Here is a 22,974-nt window from a genome sequence, read left to right as displayed (position 1 = left end):
ATTGTTTCGAATAAAATCGCGCCATCAACAAACCTCCTTGGAGCGCGCGATGCCTCATTCCACGATGTCCGAGACGATCTTGCCCGTCGAGCGCGAGATGCGGGCGGCTGTCGAAGGGCAGCGCGCGCTCGCAGCGTATCTGGCCACGCGAACGGAAATACAACGCATCCAGATTTTCGATGACGAGAATCGCGCACATCAGGTCGAGCTTCCGACTTCCGCATTACGTTTGCTGGTCGATATCCTCGCCGAGTTGGCCGACGGCAATGCCGTCAAGGTCGTGCCGGTCCATGCGGAACTGACGACGCAGGAAGCTGCCGATCTGCTCAACGTTTCTCGCCCGCATTTGATCAAGCTGCTTGAATCGAATGCGCTGCCGCATCACAAGACGGGCAAGCATCGCCGCGTGCGATTTTCCGATTTGATGCGCTACAAAACCGAGCGCGATCAGGCGAGCGCGGCCGCGATGGAGGAACTGAGCCGACTGGCGCAGGAGCACGGGATGGGCTACGAATGACGAGTTCGCCATTCACGGCGGTCTACGATGCGTGTGTGCTTTATCCCGCGCCGCTGCGCGATTTCCTGATGTGGCTTGCGTTGAGCGGATGTTTCAGGGCCCGCTGGAGTGTCGATATCCACGACGAATGGAAGCGGAATCTGCTGCGGAATCGGGCAGACCTGACCGCTGCGCAACTCGACCGGACAGCCGCCCTGATGGATCGGGCGATACCCGATGCGGTCGTGACCGGCTATGAAGCACTGATTGAAGGGCTGACCCTGCCGGACGCAGGAGATCGACACGTGCTCGCTGCCGCGATCCGTTGCAACGCCAGCGTGATCGTGACGTTCAATCAGAAGGATTTCCCGGAAGAAGTGCTGTCGACCTACGGTGTCGAAGCACAGCACCCTGACGTGTTCGTCGACAATCTCTTCGATCTCGAGCCGGCAGCAGTGATTGCTGCCGCGCGGCGGCAGCGCGAAACACTCAGGCATCCGCCGATGTTGGCGGAGCGCTATCTCGAAATATTGCAGCGCCTGGGTATGGTTCAGACCTGCAAGATACTCGATGCCTATCGAACGATTATTTGAATCGTACGGGATACGGGAATCGGTTTGCGTCATCGCCGCGCATCGCGCCGACCTTATCGTCCCGCTTCCATATACCTTCCCGGCGTCGTCCCCGTCGCCCGCCGGAACATGTCGATGAACGCGCTCACGTTGTCATACCCGAGATCGAGCGCGATCGTCGTGACCGGCACGCCGTCGGCGATTTTCTCCAGCGCCCGCAACAGCCGTGCCTGCTGACGCCACTGCGCGAACGTCAGCCCTGTCTCGGCGACGAAGCGGCGGCTCATCGTCCGGGCACCGATGCCGGCCCATGCTGCCCATTCCTCCAGTCGCCGGTTGTTCGCGAGGTTCGTGGCGAGCGCATCGGTGATCTTCATGAGCCGCGGATCCTGCGGCCGCACCAGCCCCAGCGCCTCTACCTGTGACGACGCGATTTCGTCGAGGATCACGTCGGCAATGCGCGCCTGCGCGGCATCGAGTTCCGCATCGCCCCAGCTTGCCGCGCGCTGCACGGCTTCGCGAAGCAGCGGCGTGGTGCGGATCGCGCGCGGCGCGTCAGGCAACCCCGCGCAGCGCGCTTCGGCGACGAACGCGGACCATCCGGAAATCGGCCCGAACGAGCGCAGCGAATGCCGACAACGCGGCGGAATCCAGATCGCATGAATCGCCGGTACGACCCAGTCCTGGTCGTCGAGGCCGATCGACACCACGCCGCTCAGTGCGCCGACGAGCTGGCCGCGCGCGTGCGCATGCGGCGGCGTGATGCGCGGGTCGCGCTGCGACAGCACGGCGGCGACGACGAACGGGCCGTCGTCGGACGTGACGAATCGGGCGGGCAGGAGTGGATCGGTCATGGCCGGATTTCAGTATCGAACGACTGTTATACCGGAGATCGGCCGGCTGCGCACGCCTAAACTGCGTCCATCGATGACAACCGGAGTACGACGCGATGCGAGCCGAACAGATGCTTCCCGACCATGCCGACCGGATCGAGGCCGGCGGAACGACGATCCGCAAGGGCACCGTCGGCGCGTTCCTGGTCAACGCGCGCGTGCTGACCGATCCGGATGCGGCGCCCGCCGAGCGCGCCCGTGCCGAAGCCGACGCGCTCGACGCATTGCCCGCGCTGCGTGCGCTCGGCCTGTTCGACGTGCTGGAAGTGCGCGATCCAGCACTGCGCGCGTGGCTCGACGCACGCTGATACACGACGGAACCGTCGATCGAGATCCATCAATCAAGGAGTCGGCATGAAAGCAGCAGTCGTGACGGGCGCCGGCGAGCGCCCCGTTCATATGGAGTTCGAAGCGCCGCATGCGATACCCGGCCACCGTCTGATCGACGTGACGGCGTCCGCGTTGAGCCGTCTTGCGCAGGCGCGCGCGGCGGGCACGCACTATTCGTCCGGCGGCGGCTATCCGTTCGTCGTCGGCGTCGACGGCGTGGGGCGCGGCGACGACGGCCGGCGCGTCTATTTCTTCGGCGCGCCCGCGCCGTTCGGTGCGATGGCCGAACGCACGATCGTGCCCGACGCGCAGTGCGTGCCGCTGCCGGACGACCTCGACGACGTGACGGCCGCCGCGATCGCGATTCCCGGCATGTCGTCGTGGGCCGCGCTGACCGAGCGCGCGCGGCTGGTCGCGGGCGAAACGGTGCTGGTCAACGGCGCGACGGGCGCCTCGGGCGGGCTCGCGGTGCGGATCGCGAAGCATCTGGGCGCCGCGAAGGTGATCGCGACGGGCCGCAACGCGGCCGTGCTGGAAGCGTTGCTGAACGCCGGCGCGGACGCCGTCGTGTCGCTGCAGCAGGACGACGCGCATCTGGCCCGCGCGCTCGAACCGCATTTCCGCGCGGGTGTGGACATCGTGCTCGACTATCTTTGGGGGGCGAGCGCGCTCGCACTGCTGATTTCCGCCGCGAAGGCGACGCCCGACGGCCGTCGGTTGCGCTTCGTGCAGATCGGCTCGATCGGCGGCGCGGACGTGCTGCTGCCGGGCGCCGTATTGCGTGCCACCGCGATCGAATTGCTGGGCAGCGGTATCGGCAGCGTGTCGCTGCCGGGGTTGCTGGCTTCGGTGCGTGGCGTATTCGACGCGGCAGGCCCGGCGGGGCTGACGCTCGAAACGCGCACGGTGCCGCTGTCGGCGGTCGGCGAGCACTGGGGCGATGCGAACAGTCGGGTGCGCCCGGTATTCACGATGCGCGGCGATTGACCGGCCGCAGGCCGTGGCCATGACGCGATCGGTGCGCGCACCGGCGGCAGCCGGGCATCCACCGTCGCGTCGAGCCGTCAGACGATTGCGAACGCGCGGTGCGAAGCAGGGCGGTGGTGTGTACCGACAACGGGCGGCGCGACATGAAAGTCACCCGCCGCCCGCATCGTCACACTCAGAACCGCTGCTGAATCCCCGCGGTCACGCCGACCTGCGTGGTGCCATACCCGGCGAAATCGCGCGACACGCCGACCTTCTGGTCGTGCTTCGCGATCGCGAACGCGCCGGCCGCGTACAGCACCGTGCGCTTCGACAGCGCGTATTGCGCCCGAACCGATACCAGCGTCGGGTCGGCATCCGTGCCGCCCTTGATGTCCTGGTGATAGACGGCCGCGATCAGCGAGAACGTCGGCGTGAACTGGTACGACCCGCCGAGCCAGTACATATCGCTCAACTGGTTCGCCGCCGCGGTGCGAAACGTGCGCTTGTAGTTGCGATAGCCGGCCATCGTCTTCAGGTTGCCGAAGTCGTAGCTCAGGCCCGCGTGAATCCCCTGGATGTAGTTGACGGTATCGGCCGGCGTGACGCTGTCGGCCGCGCCGTTCTGCCGGTCGAACGTGAGCACCGCCGCGAACGGGCCGGTCTCGTAGCCGAGCGCGAAGTCGTATTTCGAGCTGGTCTTCACGCTGCCCGGCACGTTGCCGAAGCCATACAGCGCGCCGAACTTGAAGCCGCTGAATTCACCGTCGTAACGCACCGCATTCGACGAGCGCGTGAACATGCCGTCCTTGCGCCCGCCGGTCGCCATCGACGACGACGCCCACGAATAGTTTTGCGAGTAACCCATCGGGTCGAACGGCATCATGTAGTCGTACGTGACGGTGAAGTTGCGGCCAAGCGTCAGTTCGCCCCATTTGCCTTTCAGGCCCACCGTCGCACGGCGCGCGAAGATCGAGTCGGGGCCGTCGTCGGACGCGCCATTCGCGAGATCGATGCCGCTTTCGAGGCGAAACACCGCCTTCAAACCGCCGCCGAGATCCTCGACGCCGCGCAAGCCCCAGCGCGACGTGTTCTTGTTGCCCGACTTCAGCTTGAACGAATTGCCGCCATCCGGTGCCGCATGGTTCGTGTATTCGATGCCGGCGTCCATGATCCCGTAGATCGTGACCGACGACTGCGCGTGCGCGACCGGCGCGGCGAGAGAGGCTACTGCCGCGGCTGAACTGGTGAGGACTACTGTTCGAATAGAACGTTCTGCACGTGACTTCATTTTGACGGTGTCTCCTTGGTTGTTGTGGGTTGGTCGAAACGTAAAACGCGTATTCGACACGCCATCGGCGGACGCCATGAAGCGTCCGCCGATTCGAGTCGCAAAAGCATGTTGAATGCACGCGCGGCGGCACACGAGCCGCCGCGAAGCGGGTCAGCCCGCTTTCGCGAACGCCCAGCAGTCGTTGGTCGGGAATTCGATCCAGTGCTTGCCGGCCGCGCGCGGCACGTGGCCGAACGCGCGCAGGCGCATCTCGCCGCAATGGAACAGGTATTCCCAGCGGTCGCCGAGATACATCGACGTGACGAGGTCGGCCTGCAGCCGGTTCGCGCCCGGGCCGTCGGCGACCTGCACGCGTTCGAGGCGGATCACGGCCTGCGCGTCCTGGCCCGGCGCGAACGTGTCGCGGGCGAGCGCCTGCAGCTCCCAGCCGTCGCCGGCGAGCGTCACGCGTTCGCCGTCGACGGCCGAGACGCGCGCGTCGATGCGGTTGTTGCTGCCCATGAATTCGGCCGTGTACAGCGAGCGCGGCGCGCCGTACAGCTCGGCCGGCGTGCCTTCCTGTTCGATGCGGCCGTTGCGCAGCAGCAGGATGCGGTCGGACATCGCCATCGCTTCGGTCTGGTCGTGCGTCACGCAGAGCGCCGACAGCCCGAGCGACACGATCAGCTCGCGCAGCCACGCACGCGCTTCCTCGCGCAGCTTCGCGTCGAGGTTCGACAGCGGCTCGTCGAGCAGGATCACCGGCGGGTTGTAGACGAGCGCACGCGCGATCGCGACACGCTGCTGCTGGCCGCCCGACAGCTGATGCGGAAAGCGCTCGGCGAGGTGGCCGAGGCCGAGCTGGTCGAGCGCGGTCTGCACGCGGCGCTTCTGTTCGGCCGGCGCCACGCGGCGCAGCTTGAGCCCGTAGCCGACGTTGTCGGCGACGGTGCGGTGCGGCCACAGCGCGTAGGACTGGAACACGAGGCCGAGCGAACGCTGTTCGACCGGCAGGTCGACGTGCCGCGCGCCGTCGAAGAACACGCGGTCGTCGAGCTGGATGCGCCCGTCGGACGGCTGTTCGAGGCCGGCCACCGCGCGCAGCAGCGTGGTCTTGCCGCTGCCCGACGCGCCGAGCAGGCACACGACTTCGCCGGCCTTCAGTTCGAACGACACGCCCTTGAGGATGGGGTTGGCGCCATAGCTGAGATGCAGGTCGTCGACGATGAGCTTATCCATGAAGTTTCACTCCGAAGCGCAGGGCCACGCCGAGACCGGCGCCGACCATCGCGATGTTGATGACAGAGAGCGCGGCAACCTGGTCGACGGCGCCGGTCGCCCACAGCGACACGAGCAGCGCGCCGATCACTTCGGTGCCGGGCGACAGCAGATAGACGGCGGTCGAGTATTCGCGCTCGAAGATCATGAAGATCAGCAGCCACGCGGCGAGCAGGCCGAAGCGCACGAGCGGCAGCGTCACGTCGAGCGACACGCGGCTGCGCGTCGCGCCGACGCTGCGGCCGGCTTCCTCGAGTTCCGGGCCGACCTGCAGCAGCGCGCTCTGGATGAGCCGCATCCCGTATGCGAGCCACACGACCGTGTATGCGATCCAGATGCTCCACATCGAGTTCTTCAGCTCACGCAGGCCCGGCACGAACAGGAAGATCCACAGGAACGCGAGACCGGCGAGCAGGCCCGGCACCGCGCGCGGCAGCAGCACGAGGTAGTCGAGCAGTTTCGTCGCCCAGTCGTTGCGGCGATGGCCGGCGAAGGCGACGAGCGAGTAGAAGCCGATCGCGAGCGCACCGCCGATCACGCCGATGCCGAGCGTGTTGACGATCGCGCGCACGAGGTTGTCCTGCTCGAACAGCTCGACGAAGTTCGAAAGCGTCAGCGCTTCGCCGAGCGCGACGCCTTCGCCCCAGTTGCTCACGAACGCGCGCAGCACGATGCCCGAGATCGGCACGATCACCGTCAGCATCAGCCACAGCGCGACGATCGCGAGCGCGACCCAGCGCCATACGCCGAGCGGCAGCACCGTCGCACGGCCGGCCTTGCCCTTCACCGTGACGAAGCGGTTCGCGGTCTTCAGCAGGCGGCGCTGCAGCAGCACGAGCGGGAACGTGATCGCGACGATGCACACCGCGACCGCGGCCATCAGGTGATACGAGGGCACGCCGAGCTTGTTGGTCAGCTTGTACAGGTAGGTCGCGAGCACGAGGTGGCCTTCCGGATCGCCGAGCACGAGCGGCAGCCCGAACACCTCGAAGCCGAGGAAGAACACGAGCACGCCGGCGAACAGCAGCGCGGGCATCGTCATCGGCAGGCTCACGTCGAGCGCGACGCGGAACGGCCGCGCACCCGTCACGCGCGCCGCTTCCTCGACGTCCGAGCCGAGGTTGCGCAGCGCGGCCGACGAGTACAGGTACACGTGCGGCACGTGCGTGAGGCCGACGATCATCGTGATCGCGAAGATCGAGTACACGTTCCAGGGCACGTTCTGCACCCCGAACAGTTCCTTGAACCACACGGAATAGAAGCCGACCGGGCCGGCCGCGACCACGTAGCCGAACGCGAGCACCATCGGCGACACGAACACGGGCGTGAGCAGCAGCGGCTCGAGCCAGCGACGGCCGGGCAGGTCGGTGCGCACCATCAGGAACGCGAGGATGCCGCCGAGCGGGATCGAGATGAACAGCATCCCGCCGGCGATGATGAACGAGTTCTTCACGGCCGACCAGAAGTCCGGGTCGGTGAAGATGAAGCGGAAGCCTTCGACGCCGAGCGTCTTGTTCGCGTCGAAGAACGGCGCGGAAAGCAGGCTCTGGAACAGGATGAAGCCGAGCGGCAGCGCGACCGCGACGGTGAGCACCGCGACGACGATCCAGCGCAGCATGCCGGCGAGCGGCTGCAGGTTGCTGACCTGCAGCGCGGGAATCGCGCCACCCTGGCCGGTGGAGGGCGGAACGGCCGGCGCCGCTCCGCGTGTGCTGGTTGAAAGCATGAGTTCGCCCCTGCGGCCATCCGGATGGCCGCCTCTAGGAAGTCGGTAAGGGGAAGGGGGCCGCCCGCGCGGCGTGCGGCGGGCGGCCGTCGGTCGGCCGAAGCCGATCAGCGAATCAGCGGATCAGCTCTTGATCGCCTGCTGCCATTGCTTCAGGAACGCGAGCCGCTTCGACTGGTCCAGATAGACGAGCAGGCCGGTGCCGATCGGGATCGGCTTCAGCGAATCGCCGAGTTCCTTCGTGAGGCTCGCGGCCGACGTTTCGCCGGTCACGTCCGTGCGAATCGCGTACAGGTTCGCCTGGTTCGCGATCAGCGTCTGGCCGCGCTTCGACAGCAGGTAGTCGACCCACAGCTTCGCGGCGTTCGGGTTCTTCGCCTTCTTCGAGATCGTGGCCAGGCGGCTCACGACTTGTGTGTAGTCCTTCGGGAATACGTAGCCGATCGACTTGTCCTTCTTCGCCTTCGCGTACGCATACGAGCCGATGATGTTGTAGCCGATCAGGTTCTCGCCCGACGAGATGCGCTCCATCATCGCGCCGGTGCTCGACTGCAGCTTCGGACCGGTCGCGCCGATCGCCTTCACGAGCTCCCACGTGACCTTCTCGTTCAGGTGCGCGTCCTGCGTCAGCGCGTTGAAGCCGACGCCGGATTTCTCGACGTCGTACGTCGTCAGCTTGCCTTTGAACTTGTCGGGTTGCGACGTGAGCAGCTTGATCAGGTCGGTGCGCGTCTTCGGCACCTCGTTCTCGGGAATCAGCCGCTTGTTGTAGACGATCGCGAGCGGTTCGAACGTCGTGCCGTACGCCTGCTTCTGGTATTGCGCCCATTGCGGCACGTTCGCGCTTTCCGGCGAATCGTACGACGTCATCAGGCCGTCGTTGACGAGCTTGACCTGCAGGTCCATCGCCGAGCTCCACAGCACGTCGGCGCTGGTGCTGCTCGCGGCGTTCTCGCTGATGTAGCGGTTGTACAGCTCGGTGCTGTTCATGTCGTTGTACTCGACCTTCACGCCATACAGGCTTTCGAAGTCCTTGATCAGCGGGCGCACGAGGCCCGTGTCGGTCGTCGAGTAGACGATCAGCTTGCCTTCCTTCTTCGCGGCGTCGACGACACCTTGGTAGTTACCCGGATACCCGGCCGGAACCTGCGCGGTGGCGGCGCCGGCGGCGGTGCCCAGGACGATCGCCAGCGCGGCGGCGAGCTGCTTCGGTGCAAACGGCATGTCTTCCTCCAGTTATGCGTGTGTGTTGTTCGAGTGACGCGGATGTTAATTGCGAGGCACTTTCAGCCTGCTTTCATTTCGGTTCACAATAGTGTCCTTTGTGTCATGGATTTCCCGAGGTCCCCATGCGTGTGCTGCTGGTCGAAGACAACCCGAACCTTGCGCAGTCGTTGAACGACGCGCTGAGTGCCGCGCGCTTCGCGGTCGATCACATGGCGGACGGGGAGGCGGCGGATCACGTGCTGCGCACGCAGGACTACGCGCTGGTGATCCTCGATCTCGGGCTGCCGAAGCTCGACGGGCTCGAAGTGCTGCGGCGGCTGCGCGCGCGCCGCAATCCGGTGCCGGTGCTGATCCTCACCGCGCACGGCTCGGTCGAGGACCGCGTGAAGGGGCTCGATCTCGGCGCCGACGACTACCTCGCGAAGCCGTTCGAGCTGACCGAGCTGGAGGCGCGCGCCCGCGCGCTGATCCGGCGCAGCCTCGGCCACGAGCATTCGCGGGTCGAGTGCGGGCCGCTTTCGTATGACAGTATCGACCGCAGCTTCCACCTCGCCGGCGAACCGCTGCCGCTCACGCCGCGCGAGCGCTCGGTGCTGGAGGTGCTGATCCTGCGCAACGGCCGCGCGATCAACAAGGAGACGCTGTCGGAGAAGATCTTCGGGCTCGACGAGTCGGTCAACGCGGATGCGATCGAGATCTACGTGTACCGGCTGCGCAAGAAGCTGGAGAACACCGGCGTCGCGATCGTCACGCTGCGCGGCCTCGGATACTTGCTCGAAGCGAAGGCGGCCGGATGAACCGCCGCCGGGCTTGCCTTCTTTGCATGGCGCCGCGGTACGCGCCAAAGCGCTGCTCGGGATCGACACGTTCGCGGCCTGCCGGGGGCGCGTCTGCCATCCGCGGCCGGCCTGGCAAAGCCGGCCGGCTGCACGGGCGCGGAGCGAGGCCGCACGCGTTTTCCGCCACGCTGGTCGGTGCAGCCCGGCGGGCAGCATGGTGACACGCCCGAACCTGCGCGCACAGGTCGCGCTGTGGCTGCTGCTGCCGCTGCTCGGGCTGCTCGCGCTCGACTCGTGGCTCACGTACCAGCGCGCGATGAGCGCCGCGCACGTCGCGTTCGACCGCACGCTGTCGTCGTCGCTGAAGTCGATCCGCGAAGGCGTGCGGTTCAACGAGGGCGAGATCGAGGTCGACCTGCCGTATCTCGCGCTCGAGATGTTCGAGTCGGGCGACGGCGGCAAGATCTATTACCTGATCCGCGAGGACAACGGCCGCACGATCACCGGCTATCCGGACCTGCCGCTGCCGCAGGGCGACGGCACGCTGTTCGTCACGCGCTACTACAACGTCGTCTATCGCGGCGAGCAATTGCGCATGGCCGCGCTGCGCGTGCCGGTGCACGACGTGCCGACCGCGCAGACGCGCATCGTGTGGGTGATGGTCGGCGAGACGATCGAGGCGCGCCAGGCGCTCGCGCGCGAGATCCTGATGGGCTCGCTGCTGCAGGAGGGGCTGCTCGTCGTGCTCGCGCTCGGGATCGTGTGGCTCGGCGTCGGGCGCGGGCTGCGGCCGCTGAACCGGCTGTCGGCGACGGTCGCCGCGCGCAGCGACGGCGATCCGACGCCGCTCGATACCGGCGGCATGCCGAGCGAACTCGCGCCGCTCGTCGAGTCGATCAACCAGTACATCGGCCGCACGCAGCGGATGCAGTTCGCGCGGCGGCGTTTCTTCGCGGACGCGGCCCATCAGCTGAAGACCCCGCTCGCGGCGGTGCAGGCCGGCGTCGAGCTGGCGTTGCGGCCGGACGAGCAGCCGCGCGTGAACGTGCATCTGCGGCGCGTGAACGGTGCGGTGCGGCAGGCCGTGAAGATCGTCCAGCAGCTGCTGTCGCTGTCGCGGCTCGATTCGGACAGCGGCCAGGCGGTCGCGCACCAGCCGGTCGCGCTGCACCGGCTCGCGCGCAGCGTGACGCTCGACTGGTCGCCGGTCGCGCGCGCGCGCGACATCGATCTCGGCTTCGAGCACGAGGCGGATGTCGACGTGCTCGGCCAACCGGACCTGCTCGGCGAATTGATCGGCAACCTGATCGACAACGCGATTCGTTATTCGGGCGACCGCGCGGTGATCACGGTGCGCGTGTCGCGCGATGGCGACCATGCGCGGCTCGACGTGATCGACAACGGGCCGGGCATTCCGGCCGGCGAGCGCGACGCGGTGTTCGAGCGCTTCCATCGCGGCAGCAAGACGCAGACGGTCGAAGGCACGGGGCTCGGGCTGTCGATCGTGCGGGAGATCGCGCGCGTGCATCAGGGCAGCGTGACGCTGGCCGATGCGGCGGGAGGCGGGTTGATCGTGACGGTGATGTTGCCGACGGTGCCGGCGGCGGCGCAGTAGAAGGGCCGGTTCGCTTGGTCGCGGAGAATCGCGGCGAATGTGAGCGAATGGCGGCGAGCGGCATCTCCGAGGGAGGGAGGTGGGCGCGCCGGCAACGTCGCGGCGGATGTCTTCGACGCATCGCCCTCGGCGGCGATGCATACGACGCGCCGTCCGCCGCCCCGCTCAGTCGCTCAATCGCCGAATCCGATCTCCGCCTCGAGCGATTGCCCGACCTCCAGCCAGGCTCCCGCGCCTTCGACCACGATCGCATTGATGCCGAACGTCAGCGCGTCGTCGTAGTTCGGATTCGCGCGATACGTCTGCATCGTGTCGGTCGGCTCGTGCGGCCACGCCGGGTTCGGCGCGCCGGTCACCTGGTCGATCGTCGGCATCGGGCAACGCGTGCACAGCTTCACGAGGCGCAGCCGCACGGGTGTGTCGCCTTCGGCGTCGAGATGCTCGACGAAATCCTCTTCATACGCATCGAGATCCGACACGACGATGTTCGGGCGGAAGCGGTTCATCGGAATCGCCGGCGCGCCTTTCGCGACGAGCTTCGCGTTCAGGTCGTCGAGCGACGACTGGCCGATCACGAGCAGCGGATAGCCGTCCGCGAACTGCGTGTGCGTGTCGATGTCGCCGGTCCATTTGCGGTTGCAGCCGCGCCGCGCATCCGCGCCGAAGCGCGCGAGCTTCAGCGGCGTGCCGAGGAATTCGGTGAGCCATGCGGCTGTCGCGGCGCCCGTGTCGATTGCGTCGACGGTGTCGCGCCAGACGGTCGCGGCCATCTTCGGAGTGGCCGGCGTCGCGTCGCCGTCGAGCGGCGTGCGGATCTCGGGCATGCCCGGCGCGTTCAGCACGAGCGCGTCGTGCTCGAGCGCGGTGCGGATCAGCGCGAGGCGCGGGTGCGTGCGCTGCGTGATCATCATCCCGTCCGGGGTGGTGATCAGCCAGTGGCGATCGTACGCGAGGCCCGTTTCGAGCAGTTGCGCGCGCGACAGCGCGATGCCGGCGCAGGATTTGATCGGATAGACGAAGAGTTCGGAGATGGCTGGCATGACGCTGGCTGACACGGGCAGGATGGTCGAATCGCGATTGTGCCAGATCGTGCGAAAGCCGTTTGGGCGGTTGCAGGCCGCCGCACGGCCGCGGCCGGTCACGCCAGCGGAAAGCCGAGGTCGAAGGTCGTGCGCACGTCGAGCGGCTGGCGCAGCAGCCCGGCCTTCAGGTAGAAGTCGGCCGTACGCTGCTGCCCGGCGATCACCGTCGCGTCGATCGGCTGCCAGCGCGTGTTGCGGCGCTCGAACTGCAGCTTCGCGGCCGCCGGCGGGATGCCGATGATGCGCGCGAGTGCCGCGGAATACGCGTCGACGTGCCGGTACGACCAGACCTGCGCGCGCACCACCCGTTGCAGGAAGTCGTGCAGCACGTCGCGCTTCGACGCGATCGCCGCGTCGGTCGCCGCGATGTAGCTGAAGCCCGACCACAGGCCGCGGCCGTTGACGAGCACGCGCGCGCGGCCGCTCGTTTCCGCGAGGGCCGTATAGGGTTCCCACGTCGCCCACGCATCGATCGAACCGGTTGCGAGCGCAAGCATCGTGTCGGCCGGCGGCAGGAAGCGGAACGAAACGGCGTCGGGCGGCAGGCCGGCCGCGTCGAGCGCCTTCAACGTGACGAAATGGCCGATCGAGCCGCGCGTGGTGCCGATGCGCTTGCCTTTCAGGTCGGCGGCGTCCTTCAGCGTCGCGTCGGGCCGCACGAGCACGGCGGTGCCGTACGGGTCGGACCGGTTCGCGCCGATCACCTTGATGCGGGCGCCCGAGGCGAGCGCGAAGATCACCGGCGCGTCGCCGATCGGCCCGCAGTCGACGGCCGCCGCGTTCAATGCTTCGGCCAGGGGTGCGGCGGCCGGGAATTCGGTCCATGCGATGTCGTACGCGAGGCCGTTCAGTTCGCCGGCCGCTTCGAGCAGCGCGCGCAGGCCGCCTTTCTGGTCGCCGGCACGCAGCAGCGGCCGCGCGTCCGATTGCGCATGCAGCGTGGTCGGCGCGGCGGCGAGGGTGGCGGCGGCGAGGGCGCTCGCTTGCGCGAGGAAGTGGCGTCGGGTCGGATTCATCGTGAAGTTCGGTTCGTCGGGAAAACGGTTCAGGGATTCAATGCGGGAGCCCGGCCTGCACGTCGCGTACGGGTTCGGCGTCCACGCGCAGCAGCAGCGCGGTCAGCGGATCGACGTTCGCGGCGTCGGCCGGCGCTCGCGCCGCGGCATCGGAGCGGCACAGCAAGTCGTCGGCCGACCAGCCCGCGCTGCCCGGCAACGCGCGCGCCCGCAGCCAGCCGCGCCGGTCGGCAAGCAGTTGCGTGCCGCCGAACGCAGCGGGCGGCACGCCGGCAATCGTCGCGAACGCTTGCCATGCATCGGCCGTCGATGCGACGCAGTTCGCGCGCGTGCCGACCGGCGGTGGCGGCGTGGACGGATCGCCGGCGGTGACGAGCAGCGTCTGCCAGCGCGGGTCTTCCCGCGGCGGCGTGCCGCCCGGCGCGAGCGCGACGATGCGCACGCGCTGGCCTTCGCGCCAGCGCTCGAGCGGTTGCGGCGCGGCGCTGCCGCAGCGCACGTCGAGCGCCGGCAGCGGAACGGGCACGGGCCACGCTCCTTCCGCCTGCGCGCCGCTGCCGGCCGACAGCGCTTTCAGGTAATCGAGCACGGCCCAGGTGTCGGCCGGGCCGAGCGTCGCGGCAAAGCCCGGCATCGACGCCGCGCCGCGCGCGTCGCGCGTACCGTGCCGCATGCGCCAATACAGTTCGCCGTCGAGCCGGCGGGCAAGCAGTGCGCCCGCGAAGGTCGGCGGCCAATGCGCGAGGCTGGCCGCGAGCGGGCCTTCGCCGCGGCCGTCCGCGCCGTGACAGGCCGCGCAATGCTGCGCATACAGATGCGCGCCGCGCATCAGGTTCGCGACGGAAAACGCGGCGGGACTGCGCTGGAAGCTCGTGGGCACCGCCGGCGCGAGCCACAGCGACGCCGGCGGCCACGGCGCGAACCACGCGACGGCCAGCGCGGCGATGACCGCTGCCGCCCGCCACTTGCGCGACACGAGTGCGATGCAGCCGAGCGCCGCGGCGAGCGTGGTCATCGCGACGGCGAATGCAAGCTGTCGCGTGAGCCCCGCGTCGATGCGCAGCGTTTCGAGCGCGATGCGGTGTGCCCAGGGCCACGCGGCCTGTCCGTCGGCATCGCCGGTCAGGCCGAGCGCATGCAGCACCCGGGCCAACGCGATCTGTGCGCGATACAGCAGTTGCAGGAACAGGAGCGCCCAGTCGGCGAACGGCGGCGCGTTCATCGGCGCGGCCCTTGCCGCGCACCGGCCATCCTGCGAAAGGTACTGCGCATCTACCAGCTCGCATCGAGTCCGAGATGCCGCAGCGCTTCGTGACGCAGTTCGGCGAGACGCGGGTCGCCGCGATGGCGCGGATACGGCAGGTCGACACGTAGTTCCGCGACGATGCGTGCGGGCCGCGGCCCGAACACGATCACGCGCTGCGCGAGAAACAGCGCTTCCTCGACATCGTGCGTGACGAGCAGCGCGGAGAACCCGTCGCGTTGCCACAGCGCGGTCAACTCGGCCTGCATCGTCAGCCGCGTCAATGAATCGAGCTTGCCGAGCGGCTCGTCGAGGATCAGCAGGCGCGGATCGTTGACGAGCGCGCGGGCGAGCGCGACACGCTGCGCCATCCCGCCCGACAGCTGATGCGGAAACACGTTCGAGAATTCCTGCAACCCGACGCGCGCGAGCGCATCGTCGACGCGATGCTGCGACGTGCGGGCCACGCCGCGCGCCTCGAGGCCGAGCGCGACGTTCGCGCGCACGCGGCGCCACGGGTAGAGCGTCGGATCCTGGAACACGACGATGCGCGACGGATCGGGCCGCTCGATCGGCGTGCCGTCCTGCGCGATCGTGCCTTGCCGCGCGGCGTCGAGGCCCGCGACGAGCCGCAGCAGCGTCGATTTTCCGCAGCCGCTCGGGCCGAGCAGCGCGACGAATTCGCCGGCCGCGACCGACAGCGTGACGTCGTCGAGCACCGGCAGCGGGCCGCCGGGGCCGTCGAACGCGTGGCTCACGCGGCGGATGTCGATGCGCGCGCCGCGCGGCGCCGTGGCGTCGAGCGCGGCGGGCGGCGTGGCAACGGACGATTCGAGAACGGCGGCGCTTACCATTTGACGGTTCCTTTCTGCCACGCGAGCACACGGTCGCGCACCGCGAACAGCAGCGCGATCAGCCCGGAAAACAGCAGCGCCATCACGATCAGCGCCGCATACATGTTCACGTACGATGCCCAGCCCTGCGCCCAGCTCAGGTACCAGCCGAGCCCCGACTTGACGCCCATCATCTCGGCGACGACCAGCACCGTGAACGACGCGCTCAGCCCCATGAAGATGCCGACGAACACGTGCGGCAGCGCGGCCGGAATCGCGACGCGCAACACGAGGAAGCGCGCGTTCGCGCCGAGCGTGCGCGCGACGTCGTAGTACTGCCGGTTCACGCTCGCGACGCCCGACCACGTCAGCACCGCGACCGGGAAGCCGGTCGACAGCGCGATCAGGAACGCGGCGGCCGAATAGCTCGTCGGGAAGAAGTAGAACGTGAGCGGCAGCAGCGCGGTGGCCGGCACGGGGCCGAGCACGCGCAGCACCGGATGCACCCAGTAGCCGATGCGGCGCGACCAGCCGATCGATACGCCGGCCGCGAACCCGACCGCGACGCCGTACGCGAACCCGAGGGAAAGCAGCTTCAGCGTGTTGCCGGCGCTGCCGGCAAGGCGCGGCCAGTCGTCGGCGTAGACCTCGATCAGCGCCTGCGGCGGCGCGAAGAACGGCGTCGGCAGCCAGCCGGTCTTGGCCGTGACGATTTCCCACACGGCGAGCACGAGCGGCAGCGCGACGAGCCACGGGCCGGCCGGGCGCACGCGGGCGAGCCGCGCGCGCGTGGCCGGCACGCGATGGCCGAGCGTCGCGGCGGCCAGCAGCAGCGCGCCGATCGCCCACGCGGCGATGCCGAACGTGTCGGTGTACGCCCAGTCGGTGAAACCCACGACGCGGTTCGGCCACACGTAGGTCACCGCGCCGAGCGCGGCCCACGCGAGCGCCGCGACGACGCCGGTCGGCCAGGTGTGTGCGCGGCGGGCTTCGGCCGCGAGCGTCGCGTCGCAGGCCGTGCACGCGGTGCGGGACGTGGCAGTCGCGGGCGGCGCCGCGGTGGCGGCATTGCCCGAGGTGGACGCGGTGCGCGCGGCGGACGCGTGTTCGATCGTCGACATCGCGTCACCCCAGCACGTTCGCATAGACCTGCTGCGCGAAGCGCTGCGGGTCGGTGCTCTTCTTCAGCACGCTGATGCGGCGGAAATCGTCCGCGTAGAACGCGATTTCCTGCTGCAGGTCGACGTTGGTCGGATGGTGCGTGTAGGTCAGCGTCGCGTACAGCTTGCGCAGGTCGTCGGGGTTGATCTTCGGCGAATACTTCGCGAATGCCTTCGCGGCTTCGTTCGGGTTGTCGTGCGTGTACTCGGTGGCCTGCACGATCGAGCGCGCGAGTGCGGCGGCCGCCGGGCGGTCGTTGCGCACGAGGTCGCCGCGCGCGCCGATCACGCAGCACACCTTGCGCGCGTATTCGCCGGACAGGTTCGTCGCGAGTTCGGTGTACGCGCCGTTGCTGCGCTTCTCGAGCAGATAGAGGTTCGGGTCGCCGTCGGCGATGGCCTGGATCTCGCCCTTGTCGACCGCGACGCCGAGCAGGTCGGCCGGATACTGCCGCCATGTGATGTCGCGTTCGGGATCGATGCCGTTCTTCGCGAGCAGGATCGAGAAGAAATGCTTGCCGGGCGCCGCGAGATCGCTGACGCCGACCGTCTTGCCCTTCAGCGCCTGCAGGGTCGTCACGCCCGCCGTCTTCGACCCGAGCAGCCGCACGCAGCCGCCGTGCGAGCTGCCGATGATCTTCACGTCGAAGCCGGCTTCGAGCGGCTTCAGCCAGCGGTGGATCATCCCGACCGCGGCATCGGCCTTGCCGGTCGCGATCGATTCGAGCAGCTGGTCGGTCGATCCGCTGTAGTTGATCAGTTCGACCTTCAGCCCGTTCTTCTCGAAGAAGCCGTTCTCCTGCGCGACGACGATCGGCGTCAGGCAGAACGCGTTCTGGTTCCACGCGAACGTGAGCTTCTTCAGCGGCGGCGCCGACCAGGCCTTGCGGCCGAGCGTGATCGCCGGTGCGGCGAGCGCGGCGGCGCCGGCCGCGCGCAGCAGCCGGCGGCGCTTGTCGTCATGGGCGCCGGTCGGCGCGGGTGCGGTGGTTTTGGTCATGGTGTGGTCTCCGGTTCCGGTCGTGCGGCGGGCGCTCAGTCGAGCAGGTCGGGTTCGTCGGCGACGACGCGCGCGAACAGGCTGTCGAACGCGTGCAATGCGCCGTCGGGGCCGCCGATCTGGCCGTGCGTGTGTCGCGCGGTCGCCTGATCGATCGGTTGCGGCGTGCCGGCCGCTTCGGCCAGCAGCTGCGTGTGCGCGGCGTTGTCGAGCGCGATGTACCACCACGCGGCGGCCTCGACCGTCGGGCCGGCCGTCAGGATGCCGTGGTTCTTCAGGATCACGCCCTTGTGCGTGGTGCCGTCGGGCTTCGCGAGCGCATCCGCGATCCGCGCGCCTTCGCTCGTATCGACGACCATCCCGGTGAAGTCGTCGAACAGCGCGTGGTCCTCGTAGAACACGCACGCGTCCTGCGTCAGCGGGTCGAGCGGGCGGCCGAGCGTCGACCACGCCTTGCCGTAGGTCGAATGCGTGTGCGCGGCCGCGACGAGGTGCGGATGCGCGTCGTGAATCGCCGCGTGGATCGCGAACGCGGCCTTGTTCAGCGGCCGGTTGCCGATCGCGGTTTCGCCGCGCGAATTGACGAGCAGCAGGTCCGACACCTTGATCTGCGAGAAATGCACGCCGAGCGGATTCACCCAGAAGTGGTCGGGCAGTTCCGGGTCGCGCGCGGTGATGTGGCCCGCGAGGCCCGACGCGAAGCCGAAGCGCGCGAACAGGCGGAACGCGGCCGCGAGCCGCTCCTGCCGGTGGCGGCGCTCGGCGGCGACGTCGAAGCGCGGCGCGGGCGGATCGAACCAGAAATGCTGGCGCGGCGTGTCGGCGAGGACGAGGCCCGACGCGGTGCGCACGGGCGAGGACGAAGACAGGACGGCGGACATGGTCGGCATCTCCCCGTGCGTCAGGCCGCGCGGCGCGCCGCGTCGCGTGCCGCGACGGCGCTGCGCACGCGCGGAATCAGTTCGCGGCCGTAGTCGATCGCGTCTTCGAGCGGATCGAAGCCGCGAATCAGGAACGTCGTCACGCCGAGGTCGTAGTAGTCGAGCAGCGCGTCGGCGACCTGTTCGGGCGTGCCGACCAGCGCGGTCGAATTCGAGCGCGCGCCGGTGAGCTTCGCGATCTCGGTCCACAGCCGCTTGTCGACGCGCGCGCCGCGTTCGGCCGCGGCGAGCAGGCGCCGCGCGCCTTCGCTCTGCTGCGGGCCGCCGGTGGCGAGGCCGGCCGCTTCGCGCAGCCGGCGGGTTTCGTCGAGGATCCGGTGCGCGCGCGCCCACGCTTCGTCTTCGGTTGCCGCGAGGATCGGCCGGAACGACACGGAGAAGCGCACCTGCCGACCGTGCTTCGCGGCTTCGGCGCGCACGCGCGTCGTCAGGTCGCGCACCTGGTCGAGCGATTCGCCCCACAGCGCATAGACGTCCGCGTGCTTGCCGGCGACTTCCAGCGCCGCTTCCGAGGCACCGCCGAAGTAGATCGGCACGTGCGGCTTCTGGAACGGCTTCACTTCCGAAAAACCCTGCGTGAAGCGGTAGTGCGCGCCGTCGTGATCGAACGGCTGCGTGTCGGTCCAGATGCGGCGCAGGATGCCGAGGTATTCGTCGGTGCGCGCGTAGCGTGCATCGTGGTCGAGGAAATCGCCGTCGCGCTGCTGCTCGCTGTCCGAGCCGCCGGAGATGAAGTGCACGGCGAGCCGGCCGCGGCTGAACTGGTCGAGCGTCGCGATCTGCCGCGCGGCGAGCGTCGGCGCGGTGAAGCCGGGGCGATGCGCGAGCATGAAGTGGATGCGCTCGGTCGCCGCGGCCGCGAACGCGATCGTCAGCGTCGCCGACGGGCCGGTCGAGTGGTGCGGGACGAGGATCCGGTCGAAGCCGGCCGTTTCGTGGGCGCGGGCGAAGTCGCGCACGTAGTCGGGGTCGACGACGGGGCCGGCAGGCGGATGGATTTCCGACTGCTTCTGGCTCTGGATCATGCCGATGAATTCGACGCTCATCTGGGTCTCCGATGCAAGGACGGCCCGGCGCGGCCAGCGATGGCCGGCCGGGCGGGAATGGAGCGCAGATTACCGCCGGGATCATGCGGAACGGAAATAATCAATCCCGAATTGAATATCAGATTTGCATGGTTTGGGCGCGTGTGCGTTGCGCATACGCTATGGGCTCACGATCGGGCCGAACGGGGCGCCGGCTGCGTGTCGAGCGGGGCTTGCTCGCCGGATCAACACGACGTGAGCCGGATCGGCATCGGGTTCGGAAGCGGGGGATCGGGTCGAAGGCAGAGGTGTGCGGCGGATGCGTGCGCGAGCGCCCCGGATCCACGCCACGCGCCCCCGGCGAATCCAGCGCCGATCGCCGCCGGCTCCGCGAGCCACCGCCGCCATTCGCCGACCGATCTTCGCCACGACGTTTTATCCCGTTACCCAGTCACCGAGGGAATCCGTACCGATGTCCGCCAGCCTTGCCGCTTCCTCGCCGCTATCGCCGCTATCGCCGCTATCGCCGCAGTCGTCCCAGTCGTCGCTGCGCCACCTGCCTGCCGACGATGCGCGCGTTACCGCGCTGCTCGCGCGTCTCGCGCCCGAACTCGCGGCTGACGCCGCCCGCAACGACGTCGACGGCCGTTTCCCGCACGAGAACTTCGCACGGCTGCATCGCGCCGGGCTGATCGCGCAGGTCGTGCCGCGCGAGCACGGCGGCGCGGGCGCGACGCTCGCGCAGGCGAGCCGGATCGTGGCCGCGGTCGCGCGCGCCGATCCGGCGACCGCGCTGGTGCTGACGATGACCTACCTGCAGCATCGCGCGCTCGGCCGCGCGGACAACCGCTGGCCCGCGCGCCTGCGGCGTGCGGTGTTCGACAGCGCGGTTGCCGACGGCGCGCTGATCAACGCGCTGCGCGTCGAGCCGGCGCTCGGTTCGCCGTCGCGCGGCGGCCTGCCCGAAACGATCGCGCGTCGCGACGGCGACGGCTGGCGGCTGTCCGGCCACAAGCTGTACAGCACCGGCATTCCGGCGCTGCGCTGGCTGGCCGTGTGGGCCCGCACGGACGAACCCGAGCCGCGCGTCGGCGTGTTCCTCGTGCGGCGCGAGCGCGACACGGAAGTCGATGCGCGCATCCGCGTGATCGAAAGCTGGAATCACCTGGGCCTGCGCGCATCGGGCAGTCACGAGGTGGTGTTCGACGACGTGCGGCTGCCCGCCGATCATGCGGTGGACGTGCGCGCGCCCGATGCGTGGGCCGTGTCGGCCGCGAGTCATGCGGATGTCGATGCGCAGGCCGACCAGCAGGCCTGGATGGTCGCGCTGCTCGGCAGCCTCTACGACGCGGTCGCCCGCGCGTCGCGCGACTGGCTGCTCGATTTCGCGACGACGCGCGCGCCGAGCGGGCTCGGTGCGCCGCTCGCGACGCTGCCGCGCGTGCAGGAGGCCGTCGGCGAGATCGAAGGGTGGCTGCACGCGAACCGCGTGCTGCTCGACGAGCACATCGCGCGCACCGATGCGGGCGACCCGCCGACGGTGACGACGAGCGGCCTCGTCAAGCGGACCGTGACGGAACAGGCGATCCGCACGGTCGAGCATGCGGTGAAGCTGTCGGGCAATCACGGGCTGAGCCGCCACAATCCGCTCGAACGCCACTATCGCGACGTGCTGTGCAGCCGCGTGCATACGCCGCAGGACGATGCGATCGCGGTGGCCGCCGGACGGGCCGTGCTCGACGCGGCGGCGCGACGCGTTGCCACGAACGCGGATGCGGGCGGAACGTCACGCGACGTGCCGGTATCCGGTCGCAACAGCGATGCGTGAGCGGGGCGGCGGGATGGTGGGTGCAAAAGCCAACGCAAACGCAAACGAGACGCCGCCGCGCCGGCGCCGTCGCGCGTGGTCAAGCGGCTTCGTCGTGCCCGGCCGCATCCGCCGGCAGCGCGAACGCGGTGCGCGCATGCGCGGCCACGGCCGTGAGCGGTGCCCTGAAGCGCGCGGCGTCCTGCCGGTGCAGCAGCCACAGATCGATCTGCGGCTTGAAATCGGCGAGCGGGACGATGTCGACCGCGTCGCGCAGCGGGCTGCCTTCGACGAGCGGCAGCGGCATCAGCCCGATCCCGAAGCCGTTCGCGATGCTCTGCAATTGCAGGTCGCGGCCGTAGGCGTCGAGCGTGACCGGCATCGGCAGCCCCTGCGCGTCGAGCGCGCGGCGCAGCCCCGCACGAAAGCCGCAGCCGTCGGGATTGAGCACCCAGCCGCGCGCCTGGCAGTCGGCGAGCCGGTAGCTGCGGCGCGGCCAGTCGCCCCTGCGGCCGACCGCGACGAGCCGCGTGGCCAGCAGCCGCTCGCCTTCGACCTGCGGCGGCAGCACCATCTCGCGGGCCAGAAACACCAGCGCGGCGTCGAGTTCGCGGTGCGCGACGCGTTCGACGAGCATGCCGCCCCACGCGGTCGTGACCTGCGTGGCGAGCGCCGGCCATTGCGCGGCGAGCTGCGCGATCAGGCCGGGCAGCATCAACTCGCCGAGCCCTTGCGTGAGGCCGACGCGGAATTCGCCGGCGGGCGGCCGCTGGCCGGCCGTCAGTTCGCGCAGCGCGTCGACTTCGCGCAGGATCGCGCGGCACTGCTCGAACACCTGCAGGCCGATGTCGGTCGGGCGCGGCGGCTTCGTGTTGCGGTCGAGCAGCGTGACGCCGAGCGCCTCCTCGAGGTTCTGCACGCGCCGCGTGATCGCGGGCTGCGTCATGCCGAGCTCGGCCGCGGCCTGGCTCAGCGTCTGGCCGCGAACGACCGCTGCAAAAGCATCGATATCGCTAATTTTCATGTTTGTTCTGCATGGTATTTCGGGTGCATCATGACGATCCATCATATTCGGCATCATATTCGAGGAGGCAGCCGATGAGTACGCTTTCGTTGCAGCAGACGCCGCTGCGTCCGTTCGTCGACGGGCTGGGCGCGCTGCTCGCGTCCGGCGCGAACGAGGCGCGCATCCTCGACGAGGGCGGCGCGCTGCTGGCCGCGCTCGTCGCGCACGACGACTGGCTGCCCGACGCGTTCGCGCAGCCCGATCCCGAGCGTTACCGCCAGTACCTGCTGCATCTCGATCCCGACGCGCGGTTTTCTGTCGTCAGCTTCGTGTGGGGGCCCGGCCAGACGACGCCGATCCACAACCACACGGTGTGGGGGCTGATCGGGATGCTGCGCGGCGGCGAGTTTTCGCAACCGTACCGGTTCGACGCGGCCGGCAGGCCGGTGCCGGCGGGCGACGCGGTACGGCTGCAGCCGGGCGACGTCGAGGCCGTGTCGCCGCGCATCGGCGACGTCCATCGCGTGACCAACGCGTTCGACGACCAGGTGTCGATCAGCATCCACGTGTACGGCGCGAACATCGGCCAGGTCGAACGTGCGGTGTTCCTGGACGACGGCACCGTGAAGCCGTTCGTGTCCGGCTATTCGAACGCGTGACCGGACGCGTGACGCCGCAAGTCGCGGGCGCCCCGTTGCGACGGCGT

At 69.0% G+C, this 22,974-nt stretch carries 22 protein-coding genes; 8 read left to right on the top strand and 14 right to left on the bottom strand.

Annotated features, from left to right (window positions below; all coding sequences use genetic code 11):
• The first annotated feature begins 49 nt into the window (after positions 1-49).
• Positions 50-517, top strand: a complete 468-nt coding sequence (locus U5A56_RS05520) for a helix-turn-helix domain-containing protein (RefSeq protein ID WP_257772489.1) — start codon at positions 50-52, stop codon at positions 515-517.
• Positions 514-1,089, top strand: coding sequence for a PIN domain-containing protein (locus tag U5A56_RS05515; RefSeq protein ID WP_321921251.1), 576 nt, complete (start codon positions 514-516; stop codon positions 1,087-1,089). The genes U5A56_RS05520 and U5A56_RS05515 overlap by 4 nt, the downstream gene beginning before the upstream one ends.
• A 53-nt stretch (positions 1,090-1,142) precedes the next feature.
• Here U5A56_RS05515 and U5A56_RS05510 read toward each other — a convergent pair whose 3' ends face one another.
• Complete coding sequence (locus U5A56_RS05510) at positions 1,143-1,922, bottom strand: helix-turn-helix transcriptional regulator (protein ID WP_321921249.1); 780 nt, start codon at positions 1,920-1,922, stop codon at positions 1,143-1,145.
• A 95-nt stretch (positions 1,923-2,017) separates the two neighbouring features.
• Between U5A56_RS05510 and U5A56_RS05505 the strand changes: the two genes are divergently transcribed.
• Entirely contained in the window at positions 2,018-2,269 is a 252-nt protein-coding gene (locus U5A56_RS05505; protein WP_044842974.1) for a hypothetical protein, read from the top strand.
• Between the two features lie 46 nt (positions 2,270-2,315).
• Positions 2,316-3,278 (top strand): quinone oxidoreductase family protein, encoded by a 963-nt coding sequence (locus U5A56_RS05500; RefSeq protein WP_044842975.1) that lies wholly within the window; start codon positions 2,316-2,318, stop codon positions 3,276-3,278.
• Between the two features lie 175 nt (positions 3,279-3,453).
• Here the strand turns inward: U5A56_RS05500 and U5A56_RS05495 are convergent, their stop codons facing one another.
• The 4 genes from U5A56_RS05495 to U5A56_RS05480 form a co-directional block, all read right to left on the bottom strand.
• The gene (locus U5A56_RS05495; protein ID WP_321921246.1) at positions 3,454-4,548 is read right to left on the bottom strand and encodes a porin; all 1,095 of its coding nucleotides are present in this window, start codon (positions 4,546-4,548) and stop codon (positions 3,454-3,456) included.
• 153 nt (positions 4,549-4,701) lie between these two features.
• Positions 4,702-5,769, bottom strand: coding sequence for an ABC transporter ATP-binding protein (locus U5A56_RS05490; RefSeq protein WP_124484940.1), 1,068 nt, complete (start codon positions 5,767-5,769; stop codon positions 4,702-4,704).
• Positions 5,762-7,534, bottom strand: coding sequence for an iron ABC transporter permease (locus tag U5A56_RS05485; protein WP_321921243.1), 1,773 nt, complete (start codon positions 7,532-7,534; stop codon positions 5,762-5,764). Before U5A56_RS05485 ends, U5A56_RS05490 begins: the two co-directional genes overlap by 8 nt.
• Before the next feature lie 123 nt (positions 7,535-7,657).
• Positions 7,658-8,758 carry an ABC transporter substrate-binding protein gene (locus tag U5A56_RS05480; RefSeq protein ID WP_044842979.1) on the bottom strand — a complete coding sequence of 367 codons (1,101 nt, stop codon included), beginning with the start codon at positions 8,756-8,758 and terminating at the stop codon, positions 7,658-7,660.
• A 125-nt stretch (positions 8,759-8,883) separates the two neighbouring features.
• Between U5A56_RS05480 and U5A56_RS05475 the strand changes: the two genes are divergently transcribed.
• Together U5A56_RS05475 and U5A56_RS05470 are read left to right on the top strand one after the other, a co-directional pair.
• Positions 8,884-9,558 carry a response regulator gene (locus tag U5A56_RS05475; RefSeq protein ID WP_044842980.1) on the top strand — a complete coding sequence of 225 codons (675 nt, stop codon included), beginning with the start codon at positions 8,884-8,886 and terminating at the stop codon, positions 9,556-9,558.
• Positions 9,559-9,754: 196 nt separating this feature from the next.
• Complete coding sequence (locus U5A56_RS05470) at positions 9,755-11,155, top strand: sensor histidine kinase (protein ID WP_321921241.1); 1,401 nt, start codon at positions 9,755-9,757, stop codon at positions 11,153-11,155.
• A 173-nt stretch (positions 11,156-11,328) separates the two neighbouring features.
• Here U5A56_RS05470 and U5A56_RS05465 read toward each other — a convergent pair whose 3' ends face one another.
• The 8 genes from U5A56_RS05465 to U5A56_RS05430 form a co-directional block, all read right to left on the bottom strand.
• Complete coding sequence (locus U5A56_RS05465) at positions 11,329-12,195, bottom strand: MOSC domain-containing protein (RefSeq protein WP_124485076.1); 867 nt, start codon at positions 12,193-12,195, stop codon at positions 11,329-11,331.
• Between the two features lie 98 nt (positions 12,196-12,293).
• Positions 12,294-13,253 carry an ABC transporter substrate-binding protein gene (locus U5A56_RS05460; protein ID WP_124665831.1) on the bottom strand — a complete coding sequence of 320 codons (960 nt, stop codon included), beginning with the start codon at positions 13,251-13,253 and terminating at the stop codon, positions 12,294-12,296.
• A gap of 37 nt (positions 13,254-13,290) precedes the next feature.
• Positions 13,291-14,475 (bottom strand): cytochrome c, encoded by a 1,185-nt coding sequence (locus U5A56_RS05455; RefSeq protein ID WP_321921238.1) that lies wholly within the window; start codon positions 14,473-14,475, stop codon positions 13,291-13,293.
• Between the two features lie 50 nt (positions 14,476-14,525).
• Complete coding sequence (locus U5A56_RS05450) at positions 14,526-15,350, bottom strand: ABC transporter ATP-binding protein (RefSeq protein WP_124484935.1); 825 nt, start codon at positions 15,348-15,350, stop codon at positions 14,526-14,528.
• Entirely contained in the window at positions 15,344-16,450 is a 1,107-nt protein-coding gene (locus U5A56_RS05445; RefSeq protein ID WP_321921236.1) for an ABC transporter permease, read from the bottom strand. Before U5A56_RS05445 ends, U5A56_RS05450 begins: the two co-directional genes overlap by 7 nt.
• A gap of 4 nt (positions 16,451-16,454) precedes the next feature.
• The gene (locus U5A56_RS05440; RefSeq protein ID WP_044842987.1) at positions 16,455-17,489 is read right to left on the bottom strand and encodes an ABC transporter substrate-binding protein; all 1,035 of its coding nucleotides are present in this window, start codon (positions 17,487-17,489) and stop codon (positions 16,455-16,457) included.
• A 35-nt stretch (positions 17,490-17,524) separates the two neighbouring features.
• Positions 17,525-18,370 carry a class II aldolase/adducin family protein gene (locus tag U5A56_RS05435; protein ID WP_044843147.1) on the bottom strand — a complete coding sequence of 282 codons (846 nt, stop codon included), beginning with the start codon at positions 18,368-18,370 and terminating at the stop codon, positions 17,525-17,527.
• A gap of 20 nt (positions 18,371-18,390) precedes the next feature.
• Complete coding sequence (locus U5A56_RS05430) at positions 18,391-19,476, bottom strand: LLM class flavin-dependent oxidoreductase (protein ID WP_044842988.1); 1,086 nt, start codon at positions 19,474-19,476, stop codon at positions 18,391-18,393.
• 451 nt (positions 19,477-19,927) lie between these two features.
• Here U5A56_RS05430 and U5A56_RS05425 point away from each other — a divergent pair, with 451 nt between their 5' ends.
• Positions 19,928-21,283 (top strand): acyl-CoA dehydrogenase family protein, encoded by a 1,356-nt coding sequence (locus U5A56_RS05425; protein ID WP_321921233.1) that lies wholly within the window; start codon positions 19,928-19,930, stop codon positions 21,281-21,283.
• Between the two features lie 79 nt (positions 21,284-21,362).
• Here U5A56_RS05425 and U5A56_RS05420 read toward each other — a convergent pair whose 3' ends face one another.
• A complete protein-coding gene (locus U5A56_RS05420) occupies positions 21,363-22,286 on the bottom strand; it encodes a LysR family transcriptional regulator (RefSeq protein ID WP_321921232.1) in 924 nt (307 codons plus the stop codon).
• A gap of 74 nt (positions 22,287-22,360) precedes the next feature.
• On the opposite strand from U5A56_RS05420, the gene U5A56_RS05415 reads away from it, so the two are divergent.
• Entirely contained in the window at positions 22,361-22,927 is a 567-nt protein-coding gene (locus tag U5A56_RS05415; RefSeq protein WP_044842991.1) for a cysteine dioxygenase, read from the top strand.
• Positions 22,928-22,974 lie beyond the last annotated feature (47 nt).

The organism is Burkholderia sp. BCC1998 (genome assembly GCF_905339875.1).
Lineage (GTDB): Bacteria > Pseudomonadota > Gammaproteobacteria > Burkholderiales > Burkholderiaceae > Burkholderia.
Note: the sequence above shows the minus strand (reverse complement) of the source record. Positions and strands in the feature narration are given on the sequence as shown.

Coding starts and splice junctions, on each gene's coding strand:
- U5A56_RS05520 (WP_257772489.1), top strand. CDS start 50: ATGCCTCATTCCACGATGTCCGAGACGATCTTGCCCGTCGAGCGCGAG.
- U5A56_RS05515 (WP_321921251.1), top strand. CDS start 514: ATGACGAGTTCGCCATTCACGGCGGTCTACGATGCGTGTGTGCTTTAT.
- U5A56_RS05510 (WP_321921249.1), bottom strand. CDS start 1,922: ATGACCGATCCACTCCTGCCCGCCCGATTCGTCACGTCCGACGACGGC.
- U5A56_RS05505 (WP_044842974.1), top strand. CDS start 2,018: ATGCGAGCCGAACAGATGCTTCCCGACCATGCCGACCGGATCGAGGCC.
- U5A56_RS05500 (WP_044842975.1), top strand. CDS start 2,316: ATGAAAGCAGCAGTCGTGACGGGCGCCGGCGAGCGCCCCGTTCATATG.
- U5A56_RS05495 (WP_321921246.1), bottom strand. CDS start 4,548: ATGAAGTCACGTGCAGAACGTTCTATTCGAACAGTAGTCCTCACCAGT.
- U5A56_RS05490 (WP_124484940.1), bottom strand. CDS start 5,769: ATGGATAAGCTCATCGTCGACGACCTGCATCTCAGCTATGGCGCCAAC.
- U5A56_RS05485 (WP_321921243.1), bottom strand. CDS start 7,534: ATGCTTTCAACCAGCACACGCGGAGCGGCGCCGGCCGTTCCGCCCTCC.
- U5A56_RS05480 (WP_044842979.1), bottom strand. CDS start 8,758: ATGCCGTTTGCACCGAAGCAGCTCGCCGCCGCGCTGGCGATCGTCCTG.
- U5A56_RS05475 (WP_044842980.1), top strand. CDS start 8,884: ATGCGTGTGCTGCTGGTCGAAGACAACCCGAACCTTGCGCAGTCGTTG.
- U5A56_RS05470 (WP_321921241.1), top strand. CDS start 9,755: ATGGTGACACGCCCGAACCTGCGCGCACAGGTCGCGCTGTGGCTGCTG.
- U5A56_RS05465 (WP_124485076.1), bottom strand. CDS start 12,195: ATGCCAGCCATCTCCGAACTCTTCGTCTATCCGATCAAATCCTGCGCC.
- U5A56_RS05460 (WP_124665831.1), bottom strand. CDS start 13,253: ATGAATCCGACCCGACGCCACTTCCTCGCGCAAGCGAGCGCCCTCGCC.
- U5A56_RS05455 (WP_321921238.1), bottom strand. CDS start 14,475: ATGAACGCGCCGCCGTTCGCCGACTGGGCGCTCCTGTTCCTGCAACTG.
- U5A56_RS05450 (WP_124484935.1), bottom strand. CDS start 15,350: ATGGTAAGCGCCGCCGTTCTCGAATCGTCCGTTGCCACGCCGCCCGCC.
- U5A56_RS05445 (WP_321921236.1), bottom strand. CDS start 16,450: ATGTCGACGATCGAACACGCGTCCGCCGCGCGCACCGCGTCCACCTCG.
- U5A56_RS05440 (WP_044842987.1), bottom strand. CDS start 17,489: ATGACCAAAACCACCGCACCCGCGCCGACCGGCGCCCATGACGACAAG.
- U5A56_RS05435 (WP_044843147.1), bottom strand. CDS start 18,370: ATGTCCGCCGTCCTGTCTTCGTCCTCGCCCGTGCGCACCGCGTCGGGC.
- U5A56_RS05430 (WP_044842988.1), bottom strand. CDS start 19,476: ATGAGCGTCGAATTCATCGGCATGATCCAGAGCCAGAAGCAGTCGGAA.
- U5A56_RS05425 (WP_321921233.1), top strand. CDS start 19,928: ATGTCCGCCAGCCTTGCCGCTTCCTCGCCGCTATCGCCGCTATCGCCG.
- U5A56_RS05420 (WP_321921232.1), bottom strand. CDS start 22,286: ATGAAAATTAGCGATATCGATGCTTTTGCAGCGGTCGTTCGCGGCCAG.
- U5A56_RS05415 (WP_044842991.1), top strand. CDS start 22,361: ATGAGTACGCTTTCGTTGCAGCAGACGCCGCTGCGTCCGTTCGTCGAC.